We start from the raw sequence: 21,062 nt of genomic DNA, 5'->3' as shown, positions 1-21,062 counted from the left end.
TTATAACAAAAAAAGTGATTGAATTTATCAATCACTTCTAAACTAATCTAACTATTTCCAGCAATTTTGGCCTTATTTAATAATAAAGAAGAACTAACTACTGAAACTGAACTAAACGCCATCGCTAATCCAGCAAGTTCAGGGCTCAAAGTAAAGCCGATAGTCGCAAAGAGCCCTGCTGCGATTGGAATTCCGATTACATTATAGATAAGCGCCCAGAATAAGTTTAATTTAATCCTATTAAATGTTTTCTTTGAGATATCTAGTGCCCGGACAACCCCGCGTAAATCGTTTTGGACAAGAACAATACCGCCAGAATCAATGGCAATATCTGTCCCAGAACCCATTGCAATTCCTACATCGGCAGTTGACAAAGCCGGAGCATCATTAATACCATCACCAACAAAAGCAACTTTTTTGCCATTATCTTGAATTGATTTTATCTGCTGTGCCTTTTCATTTGGCATAACTTCAGCAATTACACGGTCAATTCCTACTTCATCAGCAATCGCTTGCGCAACTTTCTTATTATCACCAGTAAGCATAATCGTAGTCAAGCCACGTTTTTTTAGTTCTGTAATTGCCGCCTTCGCGGTTGGCTTTGGAGTATCTTGAATAGCTATTAAGCCAATAATTTTGTTATCTAATCCCACATAAACAATAGTTTTAGCCTCATTTTGCAGTTGCTCAGCTTGTTGTGACATTTCCCGGGAAATATTAATATCTACTAATAATTTTCCGCTGCCGACAAATGCTGTCTGCCCACGATACATAGCACGAACGCCTTTTCCTTCAATAGCTTCAAACTTCTGCACTTTTAATGGGGTAATTTGCTTTTCCTTTGCCTTTTGTAAAATAGCAGTCGCAAGCGGGTGCTCTGATGTTTCCTCAAGGCTAGCAGCAAGCACTAATACTTCTTGATAGTTACCGATAATATCAGTCACAATTGGCTTACCGATTGTAATCGTCCCTGTTTTATCAAAAACTACCGTGTCAATATTACTAACTTCCTGGAGTACTTCACCATTTTTTATTAAAACACCTAATTTAGCGCTACGGGCAGTTCCGACCATTAAAGCAGTTGGCGTTGCTAATCCTAGTGCACAAGGACAAGCAATAACTATTACTGATACAGCAAATAGCAATGCCTGCACAAATGTTGCACCGACAAATGAATACCAAATCACAAAAGTTACAATTGCAATAATCATTACAACTGGAACAAAAATATTAGAGATTTTATCCGTTAGATTTTGAATTGGTGCATGACTGGTTTGCGCCTTTTTTACAAGATCAACAATTTGTGCAAGCATAGTGTCCGCGCCGACTTTTGTAGCCTTAAAAGTAATCGTTCCATTGTTATTAATCGTTGATCCAACTACTGTATCACCAACTTGTTTCATGACTGGCATGCTTTCCCCAGTAACCATTGATTCATTAAGTGAAGTTGTCCCTTCTATAATTTCACCATCAACCGGCACTTTTTCTCCCGGCTTTACTCGAATTAAATCGCCTACTTGGACCTGATCCAAGGGTACCTTAATAAATTTTCCGTCTTTCAATACTTCAGCATTTTTAGCTTGTAACCCCATTAATTTGCCAAGAGCATTAGATGCATTGTTATGCATTTTTTCCTCCATAGCATCGCCTAGCAAAACAAAGACAGTTACAAAGGCTGCACTTTCAAAGTAAACTTCTCGCCCCGTTGCCATTGCAAAAATACTATAAAAATAGGCTACCGAGGTCCCTGTTGCAACCAACGTATTCATATTTGCACTATGTTTCTTAAAGGCAGCAATTGCACTTTTCCAATATGGAAAAGCTGAAATTGCCATAATCAATGTTGTTGTAATCAAGGCAATCCAATTGTACCCGGGTATCATCCAATGAAAAGGCATTGCCAACATCTGAATTAGCATCGGGATTGACAAAATAAAGGAAATCCAAAAGCGTTGAATATTTGAAAGTTTTGTCACTTCACAACAACCTTTCCGTGAAACATATCCATTCCACACGCATAATTAAACGTTGCTGGCTTATCGGTCGGAATGTTAATTATCACTTCACTCTTCCCATCAAGTTTTTCATCTACGCCAAGGTCCTTAAAAACTACCTCATTCATGCATCCCATATTATTTGATGGGATAAATTTTAATTGTGCAGGCTTTCCCACTTTAAAAGTAACAGTGGCTGGCTTATACCCATGATTATCTGCATTAACAACAACCTTTTTTGTTTGATTTTTTGAAAAAATACTCATTATTTTACAACCACCTTTCCATGAAACATATCCATTCCGCACGCAAAATTAAAGGTTTGCGCCTTATTTGTCGGAATATTTATCGTTGTAATCTTCTGCTTTGTCAAATCCTTATTAATCCCTAATTGTTCAAAGACAACATGCGATAAACAAGCTGTCGAATCACGCATATCAAAATTTACTTGGGCAGGGATTCCTTTTTTCAAGACAACGGTTGATGGCGAATATCCACCATTCACCACAATCGTTGCCGTCTGTTCATCATTAATAACTGTTGATGTGCCGGTTACCTCTGTGTGTTTACCAAAAAACCACCATAGAATAAAAGCAATTAAAATTATTGCAATAATAATAACAATAATTCTCATCTTGCCCCTCCTTTTATCTACAAACGTAAACTATACTACAGTTCAAGTTTATAATTCTTGTTTACATTTGTCAACGATAGAGTAAATAACCTTAATTAATGGACGTTTCCCCTCTTTTTAATTAAAATTTGTGTATTAGGGGGTGGTACTAATTAAAAGATCACGATTTATTTTAATCTTATTTTATTTCATGCTATTTGGCAGTATTATTTATGCTTACCAAAATAGTTCACGATTCCAAGAACAAACTAATATTATTATCCATGATATTCAAGTATTTACCCAATCCTGGTTTCGTAAAATAACCGGTAAGGAACTTACAGCTCCCGTAAATCAAAATGCAGATCAACAAACCAATCAAGATGTTCCTACTGACGCACGATGGCAACAAAATTCTGCAACTATTTATATCGATATAAGTAACACTGTATTAAAAAGTGCCACGGAAACTGCAATTTCACAATGGAATAATACCGGAGCTTTTAATTTTAAACGAGTAACTAATAAAAAGGACGCTAATATTATTGTTTCAGCAGTAAACGACCCCAACAACGGTGCCGCTGGACTAACTAATACAAGCATGAACTCTGCAACAGGGTATTACCTCCACGCGACTATTAACCTAAACTCTTACTACTTGCTTAATCCTGCATTCGGTTATTCACAACAACGAATTGTTAATACAGCTGAACATGAGCTAGGCCATGCGATTGGTCTACAACATACCAATAAAACTTCTGTAATGCAGCCAGCTGGATCCTATTACCCTATTCAACCATTAGACATTCAGGACGTAAAGGCATTGTACGCGCGCACACCTCAGCCCCCAGCATCACAAAATGAAAACGATCAAACAGTTAAAGAATAAAGCCTTTACTCTCTCTACAAGAAATTGGTATAGTAGAATTAAAGATAAAATCTAATTGGAAAGAGTAGTTTTATGACAAATAAAAAGGTTTTAGGTACAGCAATGATTATTACTGCTTGTACTTTTTGGGGTATTTCAGGGCTTTTTGCAAAGGCCCTTTTTAATGTAAGCAGCTCAATTACTTCTATGTGGGTTACCCAAGTACGGATGATTTCGGCAGGAATTCTCCTTATCCTGTTAAGTCAGGTTCGCGGGGAACACCCTTTTCGGATTTTTAAGGACCTACACTCTGCATGGATTATCTTTGCTTACGGAGTCTTTGGACTAGTTCCTGTTCAATATGCATATTTCATGGCTGTGCAATATGGAAATGCATCTATCGCTACAATCTTACAATTTATCGGTCCGTTTTTTATCATCGCCTATCAAGCAGTATTTCGGCATATCCCGCCACGACGTATCGAAATAATCAGTGCTATAATTGCATTTATTGGCGTATTCACTATTGCTACTCACGGACAATTTAACCACTTAGCAATGACGCTTAGTGTTCTTATTTGGGGGTTAATATCTGCAATCGGGGTCGCAACTAATACCTTAATTCCACAAAATATTCTTCGCGAAGGACGCATTCCTTCATTAATTATTACTGGTTGGGGATTATTATTCGCTGGAATCACACTATTGCTTATCCACCCATCCCAACCGCATGTTCCAAATATTCCTTCCGTATGGCTCTACTCATTAGGAATCCTTGTTGTCGGAACTTTAATCCCCTTTCAACTTGCCAATAACTCACTAAAATATATCGATGCAACTACCTTTAGTTTAATGGATGCATTTGAACCGCTGTCAGCTACAATTGGTTCAGTATTAGTATTTCATTTACAAATGACTGGTGCTGATATTATCGGGTCAATTCTAGTTATTATTGCCGTGTTAGCAATAAACATTCGAATTCCCCAAAAAGTTAAAGAATAAATTAGCAAGACAATTGACTAAGCGAGAATGATGATTGGCACAGGAAAGGCAGATTACGTCCATACTTACCCGCGAGCCTAATAGTTATTTTCCGTAATCAAACTTTGTAACATTTAAAATCAAAAAGGCTGGTGAAAAACTAATGTCACCAACCTTTTTTCTATTTAATTATCACGAATGACAGTACCAACCTTGCCGGCAAGAGCATCATCTAAGCCATCAAGTGAAGTGATTAATGCTTCACGTTCTGGGTGTCCCTTTACAAAGGAAAGACATGCTTCAATCTTTGGTAACATACTACCAGCAGCAAATTGATCTTCATCCATATACTTATGTGCTTCGGCAACATTTAATGTCTTCAAAGCCTTTTCGTCTGGCTTGCCATAATTAATATAAACATGGTCAACAGCCGTCAAAATAATCAACTTATCAGCATCAATATTGGCAGCTAATAAGGCACTTGACCGATCTTTATCAATAACAGCTGGCACGCCTTTAAGCCCTTCATCAGTGATAACAACGGGTACACCGCCACCGCCACCAGCAATAACTAACTTATCAGCATCAATCAATGTCTTAATGCTATCAAGTTCCATAATCTTCATTGGTAGTGGTGAAGGAACTACTTGTCGATATCCTCGACCAGCATCTTCTTTAAATGTGTAACCCTTCTCTTTAGCAATTTCGTCAGCTTGTTCTTTAGAATAGAAGTCACCGACTGGCTTTGAAGGATTATTAAATGCCGGATCATCAGGGTCAACTGCAATTTGGGTAACAATCGTTGCTACACTCTTATTCATCCAACGACGATGTAATTCGTTTTCTAAACTTTGTTGTAAGTGGTAGCCAATATATCCTTGACTCATAGCACCACATTCAGGGAATGGAAAAGCTGCAGTCTTACCGTGTTCAGCCGCAAAATTCATTCCGAGGTTAATTGCACCAACTTGAGGACCGTTACCATGACTGATAACTACTTGATTCCCAGCAGCAATTAAACCAATCAATGATGAAGCAGTGTTCTTTACTAACTTTAATTGTTCTTCAGGCGACTTACCAAGAGCATTTCCACCTAAAGCAACTACTACTTTAGCCATAGTAAATGCCTCCTAATTAGTTTTGTTCACCTAATGTAGCAACCATTACCGCTTTGATAGTATGCATCCGGTTCTCAGCTTCACGGAATACAACAGAGTGATCACTTTCGAATACTTCGTCAGTAACTTCCATTTCCTTTAAGCCAAACTTCTTTTCGATTTCCTTACCAACTTCAGTATCGAGGTTGTGGAATGCTGGAAGACAGTGTTCAAATAATACGTTAGGGTTTTCAGTAGCCTTCATCACATCCATTGTTACTTGGTAAGGCTTAAGGAGGTTAATCCGCTTTTCCCACATATCATCGGATTCACCCATTGATACCCAAACATCAGCATAGATTACATCCATGCCTTTGACACCTTCTTTGATGTCATTTGTAACAATAATCTTTGCACCAGTCTTAGCTGCAATTTCATTAGCCTTATCTAAGGTTTCCTTAGTTGGTTCCAATTCCTTAGGGGTTACAACGTGGTATTCCATTCCCATTACAGCAGCACCAAGCATTAAAGCGTTAGATACGTTATCTTGACCATCACCGACAAAAGCAAACTTGATGTCTTGGTATGGCTTCTTTAATACTTCGTGAGCAGTTAAGAAGTCGGCAAGTACTTGAGTTGGGTGGTCTTCGTCAGTTAAACCATTCCAAACTGGGACACCTGAGTACTTAGCTAAAATTTCAACATTACGTTGGGAGAATCCACGATATTCAATACCATCGAACATTCCACCAAGAACACGAGCAGTATCCTTAACAGATTCTTTGTGACCGATGTGGGAACCTGATGGGCCAAGGTAAGTTACATGAGCTCCTTCATCCTTAGCACCAACTTCAAATGAACAACGCGTACGGGTAGAACTCTTTTCAAAAATCAAAGCAATGTTCTTACCTTCAAGGTTCTTGCCTTCATATCCAGCATACTTAGCCTTCTTTAAATCTTCAGCAAGATCAAGCATGTATTCCATTTCCCGAGTGTTAAAATCTGCAAGAGTTAAGAAACTACGATTACGTAAATTAAAAGCCATTTTTATTTCCTCCTAAGGTCTTAATACAGTTACTATAATAGGCGAAGGTTTCAAAATACTTCATTTTTCTTCACTAAATTTCAAGAGATTTTTGCATAAAACTTAGTTATGCATCCCTTTATTCACAATGATGTAAGCGTAAACACTACCAAATTTGTAATATAATAAGCTCATTGTATATCTTTTTCACAAATAGTAAAATAAAATTAGATTTCAAAATACTTCAAAAAACATCAGAAAAACGGTGAAAATACATGAATTTTTATATTATAGATAATGACAGCAAAATTATTCATTTATTATCCAATATTATCGAAAACGATTTCAATAATACGGTTGTTGGTACGACCTCAAATCCCCAACAGGCCTATGATGACGCCATGCGGTTAGGAATCGACATTATGTTTGTTGACTATGCAATGCCACAAATGGATGGCGTTAGTCTGATTCAAAAGATTCAAGACAGCCATCACTACCCGCACTTTATTATGACTGCCCAGGCGATTCTCCCATCAGTAAAAACAAGCGCCTACCAACATGGGATTGACTTTTTCATCGAAAAGCCCTTAAATATTGCAGAAGTTAAAACAGTTATTAAACTAGCAGCACAGAATATTAATATGTCAAACCGCCTTTTACAAGTTCTTGACCTTGTCAGCGGAGCAGCGACTAATAACAACACTGTCACAATCAGCGGAAAAAATAAAAAGAAAGAACAAGCACAGTCAATTCTACGCTTTCTTGGTATTACTGCCGGAAATGGAGCATCTGATATCACTAAGGTTATAAACATGATGATTGAACGCGAAATCAATTTTGACCAAGTCAGTTTTGAAAGGCTTTTTCAATGTGATAGCCACGGTAAGAAAATTATCTTTCAACGGATTCGACGTGATATTAAAGCTGGACTTAATAACCTTGCGCATATGTGCATGGATTATCCAGAAAATGATATTATTCTTGAATATGCAAATAACTTATATGAATACAAAAACGCCCATAATGAAATGAGCTTTATTAAAGGCGACAAAAAAAGCGGCGGTCAAGTATCCTTAAAGCACTTTTTCAATGGATTAATCCAAGAAATATAAATAAAACTCCTTGCTGGTACCATAGTTATACCAACAAGGAGTTTTTATTAATCCCAACTATTTCGTAATTTCATAATATCGTGACTAAGATCTTTAGTTTGGTCATAAATACGATGATAAATTTTGTACAATTCATCATACTTCTTTACTATTTCAGACTGCGGTTCATATGCCTTACCAAAATGAACAAATTTCTTTGCACAAGCTTGAAGTGAATCAAACCATCCCAGCCCTACTGCAGCTAACATTGCAGCACCGAGACCAGGACCTTGTTCATTAGTCAGGGACACTACCTTTTTATTAAAGATATTAGCCTGTAGTTGTAACCAGAAAGCACTTTTAGCTCCTCCCCCGATAGCAACAACCGTATCAAAATCTTGACCATGTTGATCATAAATCTTCAAGATATCACGAAAACTAAATGTGATTCCCTCAATTACCGCTCGCACAAAATCATACTTATTTTGCATACTGTCAACACCGATAAAGCTCCCCCGAACATCAGCGTCAGCGTATGGTGTCCGCTCACCGACAAGGTATGGCGTAAATATCAACCCATTAGCTCCTAATGGCCGTTCAGCTGCCTTATTAACCATTGCTGTGAAATCCTCATCTTTAACAAAAGTATGCTTAAACCAATTTAACGAATGCCCCGCAGCTAGCGTAACCCCCATTGAATAGTAAGTATCAGGAATTGCATGACATTCATATTGCAAAGCTCCATGATAATTAACATTTGCATCTGGTTCATACTTTAAGATTACGCCTGAGGTACCGATGCTGCTCATCACCATATTTGGTTTTAAGATGCCAGCTCCAACAGCTCCACAAGCATTATCACCACCGCCGCCAAAAACTTTGGTGGTGGTCTTTAATCCTGAAAACATTGCATACGAATCAGTAACCGTCCCCGCTTCATCAATTGAACGAATTAATGGTGGGCACATCGACATAGGAATGCCAAATTCATCACAGATTTCTTTACTCCAAGTATTCTTTTTAATATCAAATAAGACTGTTCCAGTTGCATCAGAATAATCAATTGCTTGTTTACCTGTCATTACATAGCGAACATAGTCTTTCGGCAACAAGAAACTTTTTGCTTTTGCCCATATTTCTGGTTCATTCTCTTTTACCCAAAGAAGTTTGGGCAGTGTAAAACCTTCTAAAGCACGATTACCAGTAATATCGATAAACTTTTCGCCCATTTTTTCTTTAATTTCTTCACATTGTTTAGTCGTTCGAGTATCATTCCATAGCATTGCTGGACGTAATACTTGCCCGTCTGCATCTAATAATACCAAACCGTGCATTTGTCCCGAAAATGAGATTCCTTTAATTTCCTCAGCTTTTAGTCCATCTCGTAAAATCAACCGATCAATTGCAATCGTCGTTCCATAAAGCCAATCGCGTGGGTCTTGTTCGCTGTAGCCAGGGTGCGGCTGGTGAAGATCATAACCATAACTTTGCTGGGCTACAATTTTACCATCATGATCCATCGCTGAAACCTTAACCGCACTTGTTCCAAGGTCGACACCAATTACATACTCATTCATCTTTTTTCATTCCCTTCTGATGTAAAAAGGGTCGGGGCAAAGTTGATTGCCTCGGCCCTTTTATTATATGACTTTTACCATCTTGCATGACTGCCTGCTAGTTTTAATTTTATGGATTGATAGGAGATGTTTACTTAGCAAGCGTTTCAATCATGTAGTGGTTAATTGTGTCCTTAATTTCTTCAAGATGGTCTGAGTGAGTAGCTGCTAACAATTCACTTTGTGGAGTATCGATAACTTTTTCTTCAAGACTAGTGAAGTTTTCGTTACCATCTTCAATACTCTTACCAAGACCTTTATCCCAAGTTGAGTAACGTTCCTTAATAATGTCATCTAAGAAGCCGTCTTCCTTCATAGCAGCAGCAACACGAAGACCAGCGGCAAAGCTATCCATTCCAACAATATGACCATAGAAGAGATCAACAGGTTTAAATGATGTTCGCCGTGGCTTAGCATCAAAGTTCAAGCCACCACGAGGTCCAATGCTACCATTTTCAATAACTTCCCACATTGCACCAGTAGTTTCGTACAAGTTTGATGGGTATTCATCAATGTCCCAACCAATTAACTTGTCTCCCTGATTAGCATCAAGTGAGCCGAGAAGACCAGCTTCACGAGCAACCCGAATTTCATGTTGGTAAGTGTGACCAGCTAAGTTTGCATGATTGCCTTCAAGGTTAAGTTTGAAATCTTTATCAAGACCGTATTCCCGCATAAAGTTGATGGTTGTTGCAGCATCAAAATCATATTGATGAGTAGTTGGTTCCTTTGGTTTTGGTTCAAGAAGCATTTGAGCATCAAAGCCAATCTCGTTGGCATAGTCCTTAGCCATATGGAAGAACTTAGCGATGTGTGATTGTTCACGCTTCATATCAGTGTTCCATAATGATTCGTAACCTTCACGACCACCCCAGAATACATAGTTCTCCGATCCAACACGCTTACCAACTTCAAGGCTGTGCTTTAATTGAGCAGCAGCATAAGCATAAATTTCGGCCGATGGAGATGTTCCTGCACCTTCCAAGAAACGAGGATTAGTAAAGAGATTTGAAGTATTCCAAAGAACTTTCATTCCAGTTGCTTTTTGATATTCAACAATCTTATCAACTACTTTATCCAAGTTCTTATTAGTTTCACGAAGCGTATCACCTTCTGGAGCTAAGTCCCGATCATGGAAACAAAGGAAGTCAACGCCAAGCTTGTTGTAGAATTCAAATGCATAATCAACTTTTGCTAAAGCACAATCCATTGGGTCACTGTACTTGTCATATGGCCGTTGTGCTGTTCCATCACCAAATGGATCAACTAAACGCTGATCAAAGGTGTGCCAATAAGCAACCGAAAAGCGGAGCCAATCTTTCATTTTCTTTCCTAAAATAACTTCTTCAGGATTGTAGTACTGATAGAACAACCCAGACTTAATACTTTTATGTGGTCCCTCATATTTAATCTTATTAATATCTTTCCATAAATCAGCCATATTTACGGCCTCCCATTCATTTAGTTTGTATAAACAACTAACTTACAATTCTTAATATATACCTTTAAAGCAGTTTTGTAAACCCTTTCTTTGATATTTGTATAAAAACAATTATTATATAGGGCCTATTTCAATTAGTAGTTTGTATGTTATATAAACAATTAAATAAAAATAAACACCAAAAATGCTTAAGCAGAAAAGCTCATCATAACTAGGTAAACCTAACTATGATGAGCTTTTGAGTGATATTTATTCAATTATTTTATTAGCACTATAAATTACTTTAGCTTTACTAAACTGCTTTTTCCCTACCAAATCTTGTAATGATAAAATTTCAAATTCATTCTCCAAGAGAAAACTAATAACATTTTCAATAGCTTCCGAATCAGCTAATTGAAAATCATGCATTAATATAATATCTCCATCCACGGCCTTTGTTATATTTAATAATACCTTCTTTTTATCATGATGATCCCAGCTCTTAGTATCTAAAGACCATATTATTGCTGGGCGAGTTAGATAAGGCAAAATGTTATTATTAATAGCTCCGAATGGTGGTCTAATTACCTCAGGAAAGTCTCCAGTAATGTTTCTGATTATCTCATCATCTTTTTTTAACTCTAATTGTACCCTGTTAGAATTGACTTTTGTTAAGTCAATATGAGAGTACGTATGATTCCCAATTGTAAAAAGTGAATTTTCAGCTTCACGTTTCAATATTTCTGGATATTTTTTCGCATGTTCTCCCCAAATCATAAATGTTGCAGGAATATTATATTTTTCTAAAACATCTAAAACATGTGGCGTAGTTGCTTCCCAAGGTCCATCATCAAAAGTTAATGCTATTTTCTTCAATATTCACATCTCTTTTTCTAGAATAACTTTTCTCCTATTTCTTCTTCGTCTGTAAATGGTCCAGCTGTCACTTTCACTCCTTCGCGATGTGTACCAAAGAAATCAGTATTAAATACAATTGCCGTACCATCAGGATTTTCATACTTCTCTTCAGGTTCAAATGCCATTTCAATAGTATCAGTTGAAATAACACCATCGGTCTTTTTAGGAAGAGCGTTGAAGAGATTAGTCTTCAGGACTAAGCCTTTATCCATTTGTTCAAGTTTTAGATATACTTCTTTATCAGAAATAATTGAGTCTTTTTCTGAATCACATGGTTGAGCCCCATTAAAGTAAACATTACCTCCTGTCCAGATTGGTAAATGATTATAATAATGGTCACTATTTGGAGCATATATCCCACAATAACCATCAAATTGTTTCTTCCATTCTTCAAACGTTGGGTATCCATCAAACGGTTTAGTACCCACTGTAAAGTTATAATCATCCCAATCATCTGGCTCATTCTTTTTAATATCAGCTAATTTTTGCATTTCCGGACGTAACTTTTGTTGTACGAAAACATTATTATAAAACTTGTTATCACCGTGTTGGATTGTCATAAAGCCCATTACTTTTGTACCGTGAATTTCATGGTAAGGAGTAAAACGGTTAGAAGGTAAATTAACCGAATTATTATCTGTTCCTCTCCCAGTAGCTGTAAAGCTTCCTGCAATTAAGTTATGCACAAAAGCAACACCTTGTGCGGCTAGTCGAACTGAACGGTCAGATAATAAAAGATTATTATCAATCAATGTAGGTCCATGGGATACCTCAATCCACATATCTTCTCCAAGACCAGATAAAATATCTCCAACATTATCCTTAGTGACCTTAAAGTCATTTGGCAAACTGTTATGATCAAATATATTTTGTGTAACTCGAGTTCCTTGCGCCTGCCAATCGAGCCATAATCCTCGAGTACAATGGTGAATGTGATTATGGCGATAAGTTACATCAATTGCTGCGTGCATTTTAATTCCACCAATTTCAGCACCTGCAAGATTTTGTCGAACATTAATATCATGAATGTCGTTATCTTCAATTAATGAGAATACACCGCCCAAATGACCAACTATTCCTGTTTGTCCACAATCGTGGATATGATTTTGCCGAATAATATGTGATCCGATATGTTCCTTATCCCAGCCATCATATGATGCTTGACAAATAACATCTCTTTCAGTTTGTGTACCATCCTTATATTTCCACTTTGACCACTTATTATCATTGTTAGGTTGAAGATATTTACCGAGAGAAATTCCTGAACATTTAGAATGGGAAATATCACATTTTTCAATGATCCATCCTTTTGACCAATGTGGTCCTACCATTCCTTCTTGATATGCTGTTGGCGGAGCCCATTGTGTTGCTGCTTTCGTTAAACCAAATCCAGACAATGTGATATAACCTATACCTTCTGCTTGTGGATAAAAGCAATTTTCACGAACGTTAATTTCAACATTTTCTTCATTAGGATTATTTCCTTGGAAATTAGCATAAATGATTGTTTCATTGTTTTTATCATCTTGTTCAGTAAACCATGTGTACACAGTGTCATCTGGATACCATGATTTCTCATTACGAATTGGTTTTTTTACTTCATCAAGCGTGTTTACTTCATACAGTGCTTTATTATTTAAATAAACTTCACCTGTGTGGGCAACAATTCGTGCGTCAAACCAGTCACCATAGACCTTAGTTGTATATGGGTTATAATTGCCAAAAATACTATTAGGGATAATTACTTTCCAAACGTTATCCTTCACCTTTTCCCAACTAGTTACACGCTCAGCTCCAGTAATAACAGCGCCTAAATTTTCAATTGATTTATAAGTAATTTGTGCATTTGCATTTCCGGCATGTTTTGGATTTACATTTTCGCGATAAACTCCAGGGGCTACTAATACTGTGTCCCCTGCCCGAGCAATATTTGCTGCTGATTGAATTGTCTTAAATGGATGCCCTTTCGTCCCATTGCCATCAATTAATGCATTTTTATCCACATATATATTCATACTAGACATCTCCTTAATTATTAGATATATATTTTACAAATGGAGTAACTGGTATACTATTTTCGTTAAACAAGCCTGCGTGGCTATAATCTTGCTGTTGATAATCTATTTCTAAATATTGTGAATCAGTCAAACGATTTGGTAATTTGATTTGTAGGGTATTATCAACAATTTTAATATCATTAAATTCTAAAGGAATACCATTTCTTTTAATCGCTAATATTGTGCTAAGCTCATTATTTTTAATTAGCTTTTTACAATTGTTAAAGGTTATCTTTAACTTTTTGTCGTTCAAAACGACACTTATTACTTTAGGAGATTCACCATTATTAAAGCTTTTGTATACTTTTGATAATGCTAATTTATAAAAACGTTCTGCTGGTAATTTTTTATTCTTAGGATGGATATCATATTTCATCCCATCATCCATTACATTGGTTAAATAAACACCAGGTAACATATCAGTAACTTCACTCTGTTTCGTACGAATTTCAGGATAGAATGTCCCATTAAAATTTCCAAACCAATCTTCAAATGGCGCTACTTGCATAATTAAAAACGGAAAATGATCATTCCATCGATTCCACCAATCTTTTATGAGTGCAGTTAATAAATGGTCATATATTCCTGCATGTTGGTCATCCGACTCTCCTTGATACCAAAGACAACCTCTAAAACGATAGCCAATAATCTTGGAAACCATTGTGTCAAAAAGTCCATGGGGCCTATTTTCAGAATTTGGGCCCAATACATAATCCACAAATAACTCATGATGATTAAAATAGGCTTGTACCAATTCATCGTGACTTACTTTACCAGCTAAAACATTATCCCAAAAAGGTTCATTTTCAGGATTATTTGCTTGAGCATTTACCATCTTAAGAAACCCTTCATATGCTTCAGGTGCTCTTGTTGCTAATATATGATGATAAGAATCAATATAAGTCTTTTTCAAAATAGGATCAGATTCAAGTGCCTGCTTTGAAGTCCATGTTGATGCTGTAGTTCCACCATAAGACATCCATACAAGACCAATCGGAATATTGCTTTTAACATTAGATAATTTAAGGCCAAAATAATAACCAATTGCTGAAAAAGTTTCAGCATTATTTTCTGTTATTGGCTCCCACGACCCTCCTGTTGCTTGGTCAGTTGAAACAACCCGTTGTGGAACTTGATAAAAACTTAGATTAGTTTCCTTGCGTATTAAAGATAAAACTTTTTGACGATTTTGTTGGTAATCTCTATCATATTTCAAATTGAAATCCATATTAGATTGGCCGGCTATAAGCCATACTTCTCCAATTTTTACGCTTAGTGTCCTTACTACCTTTCCATCTGATATAAATTTTAGCAACGAACCGTTACTAGCTTGTTGAGCTGGTAATTCAACTAAAAAATCTCCATCACTAAAAATTCCTATACTTTGTGGTTTAAGATCATCTAATTGTACTTGTAATGGCTTTTTTATATCAGTATATCCCCAAATTTTTATTGGTTTATTTTGCTGTAAAACCATTCCATCTTGAAAAATTTCAGGCAGTTTAATCATCATCTATCTTCTCCTCATAGTTATTACTTGTTTCAATTTTTATAATATCTACTGAATTATTTTTCCCATACAGATAGACTCCACATACAGTACCTAAAAATCCACCAGCCACTTCTGTGCTTAAATTTGTTGCGGAAGCAATACAATCAATCCATCTAAAGTTATCCTCAACTTTGTAAGCAAATTTTAAATATAATCCTGATTGCTTAACTTTTAGAGCTTTAATGTTATCTTTAATATCATTTATCCATAATACTTTGCTAGCATTTTTCTTCTTAGATTCAACTTTTAATTTTCGCCCGTTTTTATTTTCAATAATTGTAAAAGCAATAAAATGTTGATTGTTTTGATAATATACAATACCGAATTCTCCATTATGCTCAATTAAATTATTAAAAGTTACTGTAAAATAATTATTGGTAGAACTTTCACGAATTCCTATAAACGTTGGCGAATTTTTTCCAGTAATTGAATTATCAGATCCAATTAGCTGAAGTTTTTTGTTTCTATACCAATAATGTCTTAAATTAGGGTTCTTTATATATACAAATTTAGGATCCTCTTTGATAGACCGTACTTCATTTGGCTTTGTAGGATAATATCTAGGTTCTAAATTAATTATGTCCTTACGTTTTAAGATTCCATAACCTGGATTTAATACTGGCCAATCATTTTCCCATTTAATTTTGCCTAAAAAAGTTTCACGTCCAGTTATCACGTAACCTCCTATTTGTCTACTTGCTAAACATACAAAGTACCATTCTCCAAGCGAGGTTTCCACAAAATCAGCATGACCAACATTTTTAATAGGATAATCTACACCTAAAAAGCGATGGGTCATTATTGGATTGTTCGGACACCCCTCATAAGGTCCTTTTATATTCCTACTTCTTGCAACTGTTATTGCATGATGAAATTCTGTACCTGCCTCTGCTATCACTAAATAGTAATAGATATTGTGTTTGTATATATGAGGTCCTTCAGGCCAAGCAACATTTCGTAATGCACCACGCCATAACGGATATTTTTTACTAATGAACTGAAAACTTTTAGGATCTAACTCTGCCAAATATATTTCGTTATCCCCAAAATATTTAGAACCTGATGAGTTAGAATGGGTAGCTACAAAATAAAACTTCCCATTATCAATAAATAAACTTGGATCAATTCCATCTGCTTCTTTTATATATACAGGATCTGACCAAGGTCCCTCAGGCTTATTTGCAGTTATTATAAACATTCCACTTTTATTTTTCTTTGTTTCATGATCGGCAATAATATAAAATGTGCCATTATAATACCTAATAGTTGGAGCGTAAATTCCTTCATTATCTTCGTTACCATCTAATTTTATCTGACTATTTCTATTAATTGCGTTTCCTATTTGATGCCAATGTACTAAATCTTGGCTTTCGAAAATAGGAATTCCTGGGAAGTAAGAAAATGTTGAATTTACCAGATAAAATTTATTATTAACTGAGCATATGGATGGATCAGGATAAAAGCCTTGCAATATAGGATTTATAAGCTTTGTTTGTTTCAAAAATTACACTTCCTAGTTAATAAAATTATTTACTTGCTTTTCGTGCATCAATTTCTTGATTCATTTGATCCATCAATTTATCAGTAATTGGATACATCTGCATAACAATCATACTAATAACAATTAAAATTGATGGGATAACCGACATAATTAATCCAATTCCATTTAATGCCATAGCAGATTGAGTTGTTAATTTAGCATTAAAGCCAACAATTTGAAGAACATATCCTGGGATAACACCACCAATTGCCATACCAACTGCAACAGCAAATTGGTATATTGAGCTAATTATTCCATTTTCACGTTTACCAGTTTTCCATTCACCATAGTTAGTAATTTCTGGAACAAATGACCACATATATCCAGTTGTTACAATCATCCCTAACGATGCTAATAATTTTCCAAGCATAATCAACGTTACATTATGTGGATCACAAAGATACATGACCATTAGTCCCGCAATTAAGATGATGCTAAATGTATGCATCATACCTTTTCGACCCATCTTCTTTTTCATCCAAGGCATAAGAGGAACAATAAGGAATGAAGGCAAAGTACCTAGTACATTAAAGTATTTCAACATTTTTGGCATCCCCATATTATAAGTAACATAATATGATCCAGCCGAATTTACCATTGTCATAAATACAAATGCCAAAACCATATAAATAAAAATCAGAACAAATGGCTTGTTTACACGTGCTTGTACTAAAATATCCTTCATCTGGACTTCAGATGTTTCTTCTGACGACATGTGATAATGTTCTCGAACCGTCTTAAAACCATATAAAAGCCCAAACAATCCAAGAATAGCAAAGATTCCCATCGTCAGAGTCCAACCAATTTGTGAATTAGGTCCTGAGTAAGAACCTGAGATTGCTGTAACACAGAGCGGAACACAAAATGAAACTAAAACTCCACCAGTATTAGAAAAGAATAAACTATATGAATTTAAGACAGCAATTTCATCGCTATCACGAGTCATTGCAGCTGGTAGCGCACCATTAATACATAAACCAACATTTAACAATGAAAGACATACATATGTTGTATAAGCATAAGCAAGCTTTAATACATATGTGGTATCTGGCGTAATAAATGTAATAATTGAAAAGAATGCATATGGAATTGCTAAGTATAATAAATAACCCCTATATTTACCATATTTTGTTGTATGCTTATCAACATAAGTACCCCATAATGGATTACCAATCGCATCAACAAGTTTAACTATTAAAAACATAAAAGCTGAATCTGCTGGTTTTAATCCAAAAACATTAGTATAGAAAAACAATAAATACGTACTTACAACATTAAAAATAAGGTTAACAGCCATATTGACCATACCATAACCTGTTTTTTCACTAAAAGTTAATTTGTGTTTAGGTGCGGATGCTGTACTAACACCTAAGTCATGTTTAGGTGTAGATGATGTATTATCCATAATTTCCCTCCAAAATATCTGTTCTAAGTTTGCTTTCAAGTAAGTTAGTTTGTTATCTATACAAATTCATTGTATCCGCTTTCATAAAAATAAAATAGACCATAAGCTGACAAAAATTTGTCAATTTATGATCTATTTCAAAATTAATTATTCAAAATATCCTGTCCTATTTTTTGATTTTACCGAGCGTTTTCTAATAATTTGTTTACGAAATTCACTTGGCGAATATCCTGACCATTTCTTAAATTGTTTACTGAAGATTGAAATATTAGCTGCACCAACCATATACGCAACTTCTTCAATAGAATTACCTGAATATTCAAGAAGTCGTTGTGCTTTTTTGTACTTCTCCCGATCAATAAAGTGCAATGGAGTTGTGCCATAAACTTTCTTAAACACACGATGTCCGTACCCGCTGCTAATTCCTAATTCCTTACATAGATCGCTAAAGTTAAAAGAAGGCTTTTCATCATCATTATTAACCCGATTTTCAATAGCAATTACTAAATCACGACTAATTTGTGCTTCCTTATTTGAAAATGGTAAAGAGGAATTATGACTATACTCTTTCTTAATCAAAAGGTTAACCTGTTTTAAATATTGAAGTAATAAAATTTCAATTTCAACTTGAACATTAAAATCACTTGTATGCTTTTTATCGCGACATAAATTTATAATTTCTTTTAACATATCATAAGATACATTTGCTAACTGTGAATTTGCCGGAATTAACTTATTACTAATTAAACTAATAATCTGTGACCTTAACTGAACATCTTCAAAGTCAAAATGTAAACACATATAAGTCATTGGCGCTATTTTGCTTATATTACTATTTGTGTGCAAGGTTCCCGGTGCGATAATAATCACATCCCCAGGGCCTAAAGTTATTGAACCTTGATCACGAATAGAAGTTAGCTGTGATCCGTCAGTAACAACCATTACCTCAAATACTTGATGTTTTTGTTCAAAAAAGCTCCAACCCCCATTAACGGTATGTTTATGTCCACCAAACATATACAAGCCAGATTCAATTGTTGGAATAGATATAAAATTTTTCAACATTATTACCTCTTTCCGGCCTTGATATTTTCTTCACAAGTCTATTATCTCTCACAAAGAATTATTTTGTTAGCGTTTTCTATGATTTTATTTTGTCATTTTATGATTTTGATTGCTCAAATTTTAAACTAGAACAAATATGATTTTATTAGACAGCGCTTACAAATAATGTTAAACTTCTTATTGAAGTTAGTTATTTTATTAAACTAACTAAATACAAACAACCAACTTACAATATTTTTCACTGTCTGTATTTATAGTTAGGAGCTTCGACATGAAACATAAATTATCATCAAGTTGGATATATTTTTTTGCAGCTTTAGGCGGGTTACTCTTTGGTTATGATACTGGTTCTATTTCAGGAGCAATCCTCTTTATTGAAAAGCAATTATCATTAAATTCATGGCAACAAGGATGGGTAGTTTCAGCTGTCCTTGTCGGTGCAATCATCGGTGCAATTACAATTGGACCTTTCTCTGACCGCTTTGGACGTCGTAAATTATTGTTATTAACATCGGTTTTATTTTTCTTCGGAGCATTAGGTTCTGGATTAGCTCCTGAGTTTTGGACATTGATTTTTACACGAATTATCCTTGGACTAGCAGTTGGGGCTGCTTCCTCATTAATCCCCACTTACCTTGCAGAATTAGCACCAGTTGCTAAACGTGGTATGATGTCTGGGATGTTTCAGTTTATGATTATGTCTGGTTTACTGTTAGCTTACATTCTTAATTATTCTCTTCAGGGAATTTATACTGGTTGGCGCTGGATGTTAGGATTCGCAGCGATTCCTGCAGCAATTTTATTTATTGGTGCCCTTATCTTACCCGAATCTCCACGGTACTTGGTTCGTAATGATAAAGAGCATATTGCTCGCGAAGTTTTAATGACAATGAATAATAATGACGAGCAAGTTGTGAACGGTGATATTGCTAAAATCAAAAAACAAGCTGAAATTGTTTCTGGTGGATGGAAAGAGCTATTCGGCTTAATGGTTCGTCCTGCATTAATTGCTGCCGTCGGTTTAGCTATATTCCAACAAGTAATGGGTTGTAATACTGTTCTGTATTATGCACCGACGATTTTTACTGATGCTGGTTTCGGTGTTCATTTTGCCTTACTCTCACATATCTGGATTGGTATCTTTAATGTTATCGTTACTTTTATCGGTATCTACCTAATGAATAAAGTAAGCCGACGCAAGATGTTAATTGTTGGTGGTTGGCTCATGGGGATTACCCTCTTTATTATGTGCTGGGGATTGATGTACTCAAGCGATTCTAAATTTGCTGCTGATATTGCTGTTATTTCAATGGTTATCTATATTGCATCATTTTCTGGTACATGGGGACCAATCATGTGGACTATGATTGGTGAGATGTTCCCACTTAATATCCGTGGTCTCGGTAACTCCTTTGCCGCTGGCGTTAACTGGACAGCCAATGCAATCGTTTCAGTAACTTTCCCTCCACTACTCAGTTTCTTCGGGAAAGGTACCCTCTTTATTGGCTACGGAATCTTCTGTCTTTTAGCTATTTGGTTTGTTCACTCTAAAGTCTTTGAAACACAAGGTAAGTCTCTTGAATCAATCGAACAATGGCTGCGTGACCAAGCTACTAAAAAACAAAAGAATCCATCTTCCGAAACTGCTACCATACAAAAAGAAAATTAAACTTATAATATTTAGGGAGTGAGACAGAACTAGCTTGCTAGTTCGTTTTTCGACGCGAAGCTAGCCTTTAGGGAACCCCCGCAAGCACAAAGAGGACTCTAGTGTTCGGATTTTCCGAACGCTAGAGTCCCTTTGTGTACTGCGCTGTAGCA

Annotated in this window: 17 protein-coding genes; 4 read left to right on the top strand and 13 right to left on the bottom strand. The window is 35.7% G+C overall.

What is annotated here, in order from left to right; all coding sequences use genetic code 11:
- Window positions 1-47: 47 nt before the first annotated feature.
- The 3 genes from DTK66_RS09615 to DTK66_RS09605 are packed head-to-tail and all read right to left on the bottom strand — an operon-like array spanning window position 48 to window position 2,628.
- A complete protein-coding gene (locus DTK66_RS09615; protein WP_191668527.1) occupies window positions 48-1,919 on the bottom strand; it encodes a copper-translocating P-type ATPase in 1,872 nt (623 codons plus the stop codon).
- 53 nt (window positions 1,920-1,972) lie between these two features.
- Window positions 1,973-2,260, bottom strand: a complete 288-nt coding sequence (locus DTK66_RS09610; protein ID WP_153930448.1) for a cupredoxin domain-containing protein — start codon at window positions 2,258-2,260, stop codon at window positions 1,973-1,975.
- Window positions 2,260-2,628: a cupredoxin domain-containing protein gene (locus tag DTK66_RS09605; protein WP_191668522.1), complete on the bottom strand. Its 369-nt coding sequence runs from the start codon at window positions 2,626-2,628 to the stop codon at window positions 2,260-2,262. The genes DTK66_RS09610 and DTK66_RS09605 overlap by 1 nt, the downstream gene beginning before the upstream one ends.
- 190 nt (window positions 2,629-2,818) lie before the next feature.
- Between DTK66_RS09605 and DTK66_RS09600 the strand changes: the two genes are divergently transcribed.
- Window positions 2,819-3,496 carry a matrixin family metalloprotease gene (locus DTK66_RS09600; protein ID WP_191668521.1) on the top strand — a complete coding sequence of 226 codons (678 nt, stop codon included), beginning with the start codon at window positions 2,819-2,821 and terminating at the stop codon, window positions 3,494-3,496.
- A 72-nt stretch (window positions 3,497-3,568) separates the two neighbouring features.
- The gene (locus DTK66_RS09595; RefSeq protein ID WP_191668520.1) at window positions 3,569-4,477 is read left to right on the top strand and encodes a DMT family transporter; all 909 of its coding nucleotides are present in this window, start codon (window positions 3,569-3,571) and stop codon (window positions 4,475-4,477) included.
- A 164-nt stretch (window positions 4,478-4,641) separates the two neighbouring features.
- Here DTK66_RS09595 and arcC read toward each other — a convergent pair whose 3' ends face one another.
- Window positions 4,642-5,574, bottom strand: coding sequence for a carbamate kinase (gene arcC, locus DTK66_RS09590; protein WP_191668519.1), 933 nt, complete (start codon window positions 5,572-5,574; stop codon window positions 4,642-4,644).
- Between the two features lie 16 nt (window positions 5,575-5,590).
- Window positions 5,591-6,598, bottom strand: a complete 1,008-nt coding sequence (gene argF / locus DTK66_RS09585) for an ornithine carbamoyltransferase (RefSeq protein WP_191668518.1) — start codon at window positions 6,596-6,598, stop codon at window positions 5,591-5,593.
- Window positions 6,599-6,852: 254 nt separating this feature from the next.
- Between argF and DTK66_RS09580 the strand changes: the two genes are divergently transcribed.
- On the top strand, window positions 6,853-7,689 hold the full coding sequence (locus tag DTK66_RS09580) for a DNA-binding domain-containing protein (protein WP_191668517.1): 837 nt from the start codon (window positions 6,853-6,855) through the stop codon (window positions 7,687-7,689).
- Between the two features lie 47 nt (window positions 7,690-7,736).
- On the opposite strand, the gene xylB is transcribed toward DTK66_RS09580, so the two are convergent.
- The 8 genes from xylB to DTK66_RS09540 form a co-directional block, all read right to left on the bottom strand.
- Window positions 7,737-9,245, bottom strand: a complete 1,509-nt coding sequence (xylB, locus tag DTK66_RS09575) for a xylulokinase (protein ID WP_191668516.1) — start codon at window positions 9,243-9,245, stop codon at window positions 7,737-7,739.
- A gap of 130 nt (window positions 9,246-9,375) precedes the next feature.
- On the bottom strand, window positions 9,376-10,725 hold the full coding sequence (gene xylA, locus DTK66_RS09570) for a xylose isomerase (protein WP_153930535.1): 1,350 nt from the start codon (window positions 10,723-10,725) through the stop codon (window positions 9,376-9,378).
- A gap of 249 nt (window positions 10,726-10,974) precedes the next feature.
- The gene (locus DTK66_RS09565) at window positions 10,975-11,580 is read right to left on the bottom strand and encodes a polysaccharide deacetylase family protein (protein WP_191668515.1); all 606 of its coding nucleotides are present in this window, start codon (window positions 11,578-11,580) and stop codon (window positions 10,975-10,977) included.
- A 17-nt stretch (window positions 11,581-11,597) separates the two neighbouring features.
- Entirely contained in the window at window positions 11,598-13,637 is a 2,040-nt protein-coding gene (locus DTK66_RS09560) for a right-handed parallel beta-helix repeat-containing protein (protein ID WP_191668514.1), read from the bottom strand.
- Between the two features lie 13 nt (window positions 13,638-13,650).
- Window positions 13,651-15,192 (bottom strand): sialate O-acetylesterase, encoded by a 1,542-nt coding sequence (locus DTK66_RS09555; RefSeq protein ID WP_191668513.1) that lies wholly within the window; start codon window positions 15,190-15,192, stop codon window positions 13,651-13,653.
- On the bottom strand, window positions 15,182-16,732 hold the full coding sequence (locus tag DTK66_RS09550) for a glycoside hydrolase family 43 protein (RefSeq protein WP_191668512.1): 1,551 nt from the start codon (window positions 16,730-16,732) through the stop codon (window positions 15,182-15,184). Before DTK66_RS09550 ends, DTK66_RS09555 begins: the two co-directional genes overlap by 11 nt.
- A 25-nt stretch (window positions 16,733-16,757) precedes the next feature.
- Window positions 16,758-18,176 (bottom strand): MFS transporter, encoded by a 1,419-nt coding sequence (locus DTK66_RS09545; RefSeq protein WP_191668511.1) that lies wholly within the window; start codon window positions 18,174-18,176, stop codon window positions 16,758-16,760.
- 147 nt (window positions 18,177-18,323) lie between these two features.
- The gene (locus tag DTK66_RS09540) at window positions 18,324-19,241 is read right to left on the bottom strand and encodes an AraC family transcriptional regulator (RefSeq protein WP_153930539.1); all 918 of its coding nucleotides are present in this window, start codon (window positions 19,239-19,241) and stop codon (window positions 18,324-18,326) included.
- Between the two features lie 271 nt (window positions 19,242-19,512).
- Here DTK66_RS09540 and DTK66_RS09535 point away from each other — a divergent pair, with 271 nt between their 5' ends.
- On the top strand, window positions 19,513-20,910 hold the full coding sequence (locus DTK66_RS09535) for a sugar porter family MFS transporter (protein ID WP_153930540.1): 1,398 nt from the start codon (window positions 19,513-19,515) through the stop codon (window positions 20,908-20,910).
- Window positions 20,911-21,062 lie beyond the last annotated feature (152 nt).

Source organism: Limosilactobacillus walteri, assembly GCF_014830205.1.
GTDB lineage: Bacteria > Bacillota > Bacilli > Lactobacillales > Lactobacillaceae > Limosilactobacillus > Limosilactobacillus walteri.
This window is presented reverse-complemented; position numbering and strand designations above follow the sequence as displayed.

Excerpts from the sequence above, each read along its gene's own strand:
- arcC (WP_191668519.1), bottom strand. The coding sequence starts at position 5,574 with ATGGCTAAAGTAGTAGTTGCTTTAGGTGGAAATGCTCTTGGTAAGTCG.
- DTK66_RS09610 (WP_153930448.1), bottom strand. The coding sequence starts at position 2,260 with ATGAGTATTTTTTCAAAAAATCAAACAAAAAAGGTTGTTGTTAATGCA.
- DTK66_RS09555 (WP_191668513.1), bottom strand. The coding sequence starts at position 15,192 with ATGATGATTAAACTGCCTGAAATTTTTCAAGATGGAATGGTTTTACAG.
- DTK66_RS09545 (WP_191668511.1), bottom strand. The coding sequence starts at position 18,176 with ATGGATAATACATCATCTACACCTAAACATGACTTAGGTGTTAGTACA.
- DTK66_RS09615 (WP_191668527.1), bottom strand. The coding sequence starts at position 1,919 with ATGCTAATTCAGATGTTGGCAATGCCTTTTCATTGGATGATACCCGGG.
- DTK66_RS09605 (WP_191668522.1), bottom strand. The coding sequence starts at position 2,628 with ATGAGAATTATTGTTATTATTATTGCAATAATTTTAATTGCTTTTATT.
- DTK66_RS09595 (WP_191668520.1), top strand. The coding sequence starts at position 3,569 with ATGACAAATAAAAAGGTTTTAGGTACAGCAATGATTATTACTGCTTGT.
- DTK66_RS09600 (WP_191668521.1), top strand. The coding sequence starts at position 2,819 with ATGCTATTTGGCAGTATTATTTATGCTTACCAAAATAGTTCACGATTC.
- argF (WP_191668518.1), bottom strand. The coding sequence starts at position 6,598 with ATGGCTTTTAATTTACGTAATCGTAGTTTCTTAACTCTTGCAGATTTT.
- DTK66_RS09560 (WP_191668514.1), bottom strand. The coding sequence starts at position 13,637 with ATGAATATATATGTGGATAAAAATGCATTAATTGATGGCAATGGGACG.
- DTK66_RS09580 (WP_191668517.1), top strand. The coding sequence starts at position 6,853 with ATGAATTTTTATATTATAGATAATGACAGCAAAATTATTCATTTATTA.
- xylB (WP_191668516.1), bottom strand. The coding sequence starts at position 9,245 with ATGAATGAGTATGTAATTGGTGTCGACCTTGGAACAAGTGCGGTTAAG.
- DTK66_RS09540 (WP_153930539.1), bottom strand. The coding sequence starts at position 19,241 with ATGTTGAAAAATTTTATATCTATTCCAACAATTGAATCTGGCTTGTAT.
- xylA (WP_153930535.1), bottom strand. The coding sequence starts at position 10,725 with ATGGCTGATTTATGGAAAGATATTAATAAGATTAAATATGAGGGACCA.
- DTK66_RS09535 (WP_153930540.1), top strand. The coding sequence starts at position 19,513 with ATGAAACATAAATTATCATCAAGTTGGATATATTTTTTTGCAGCTTTA.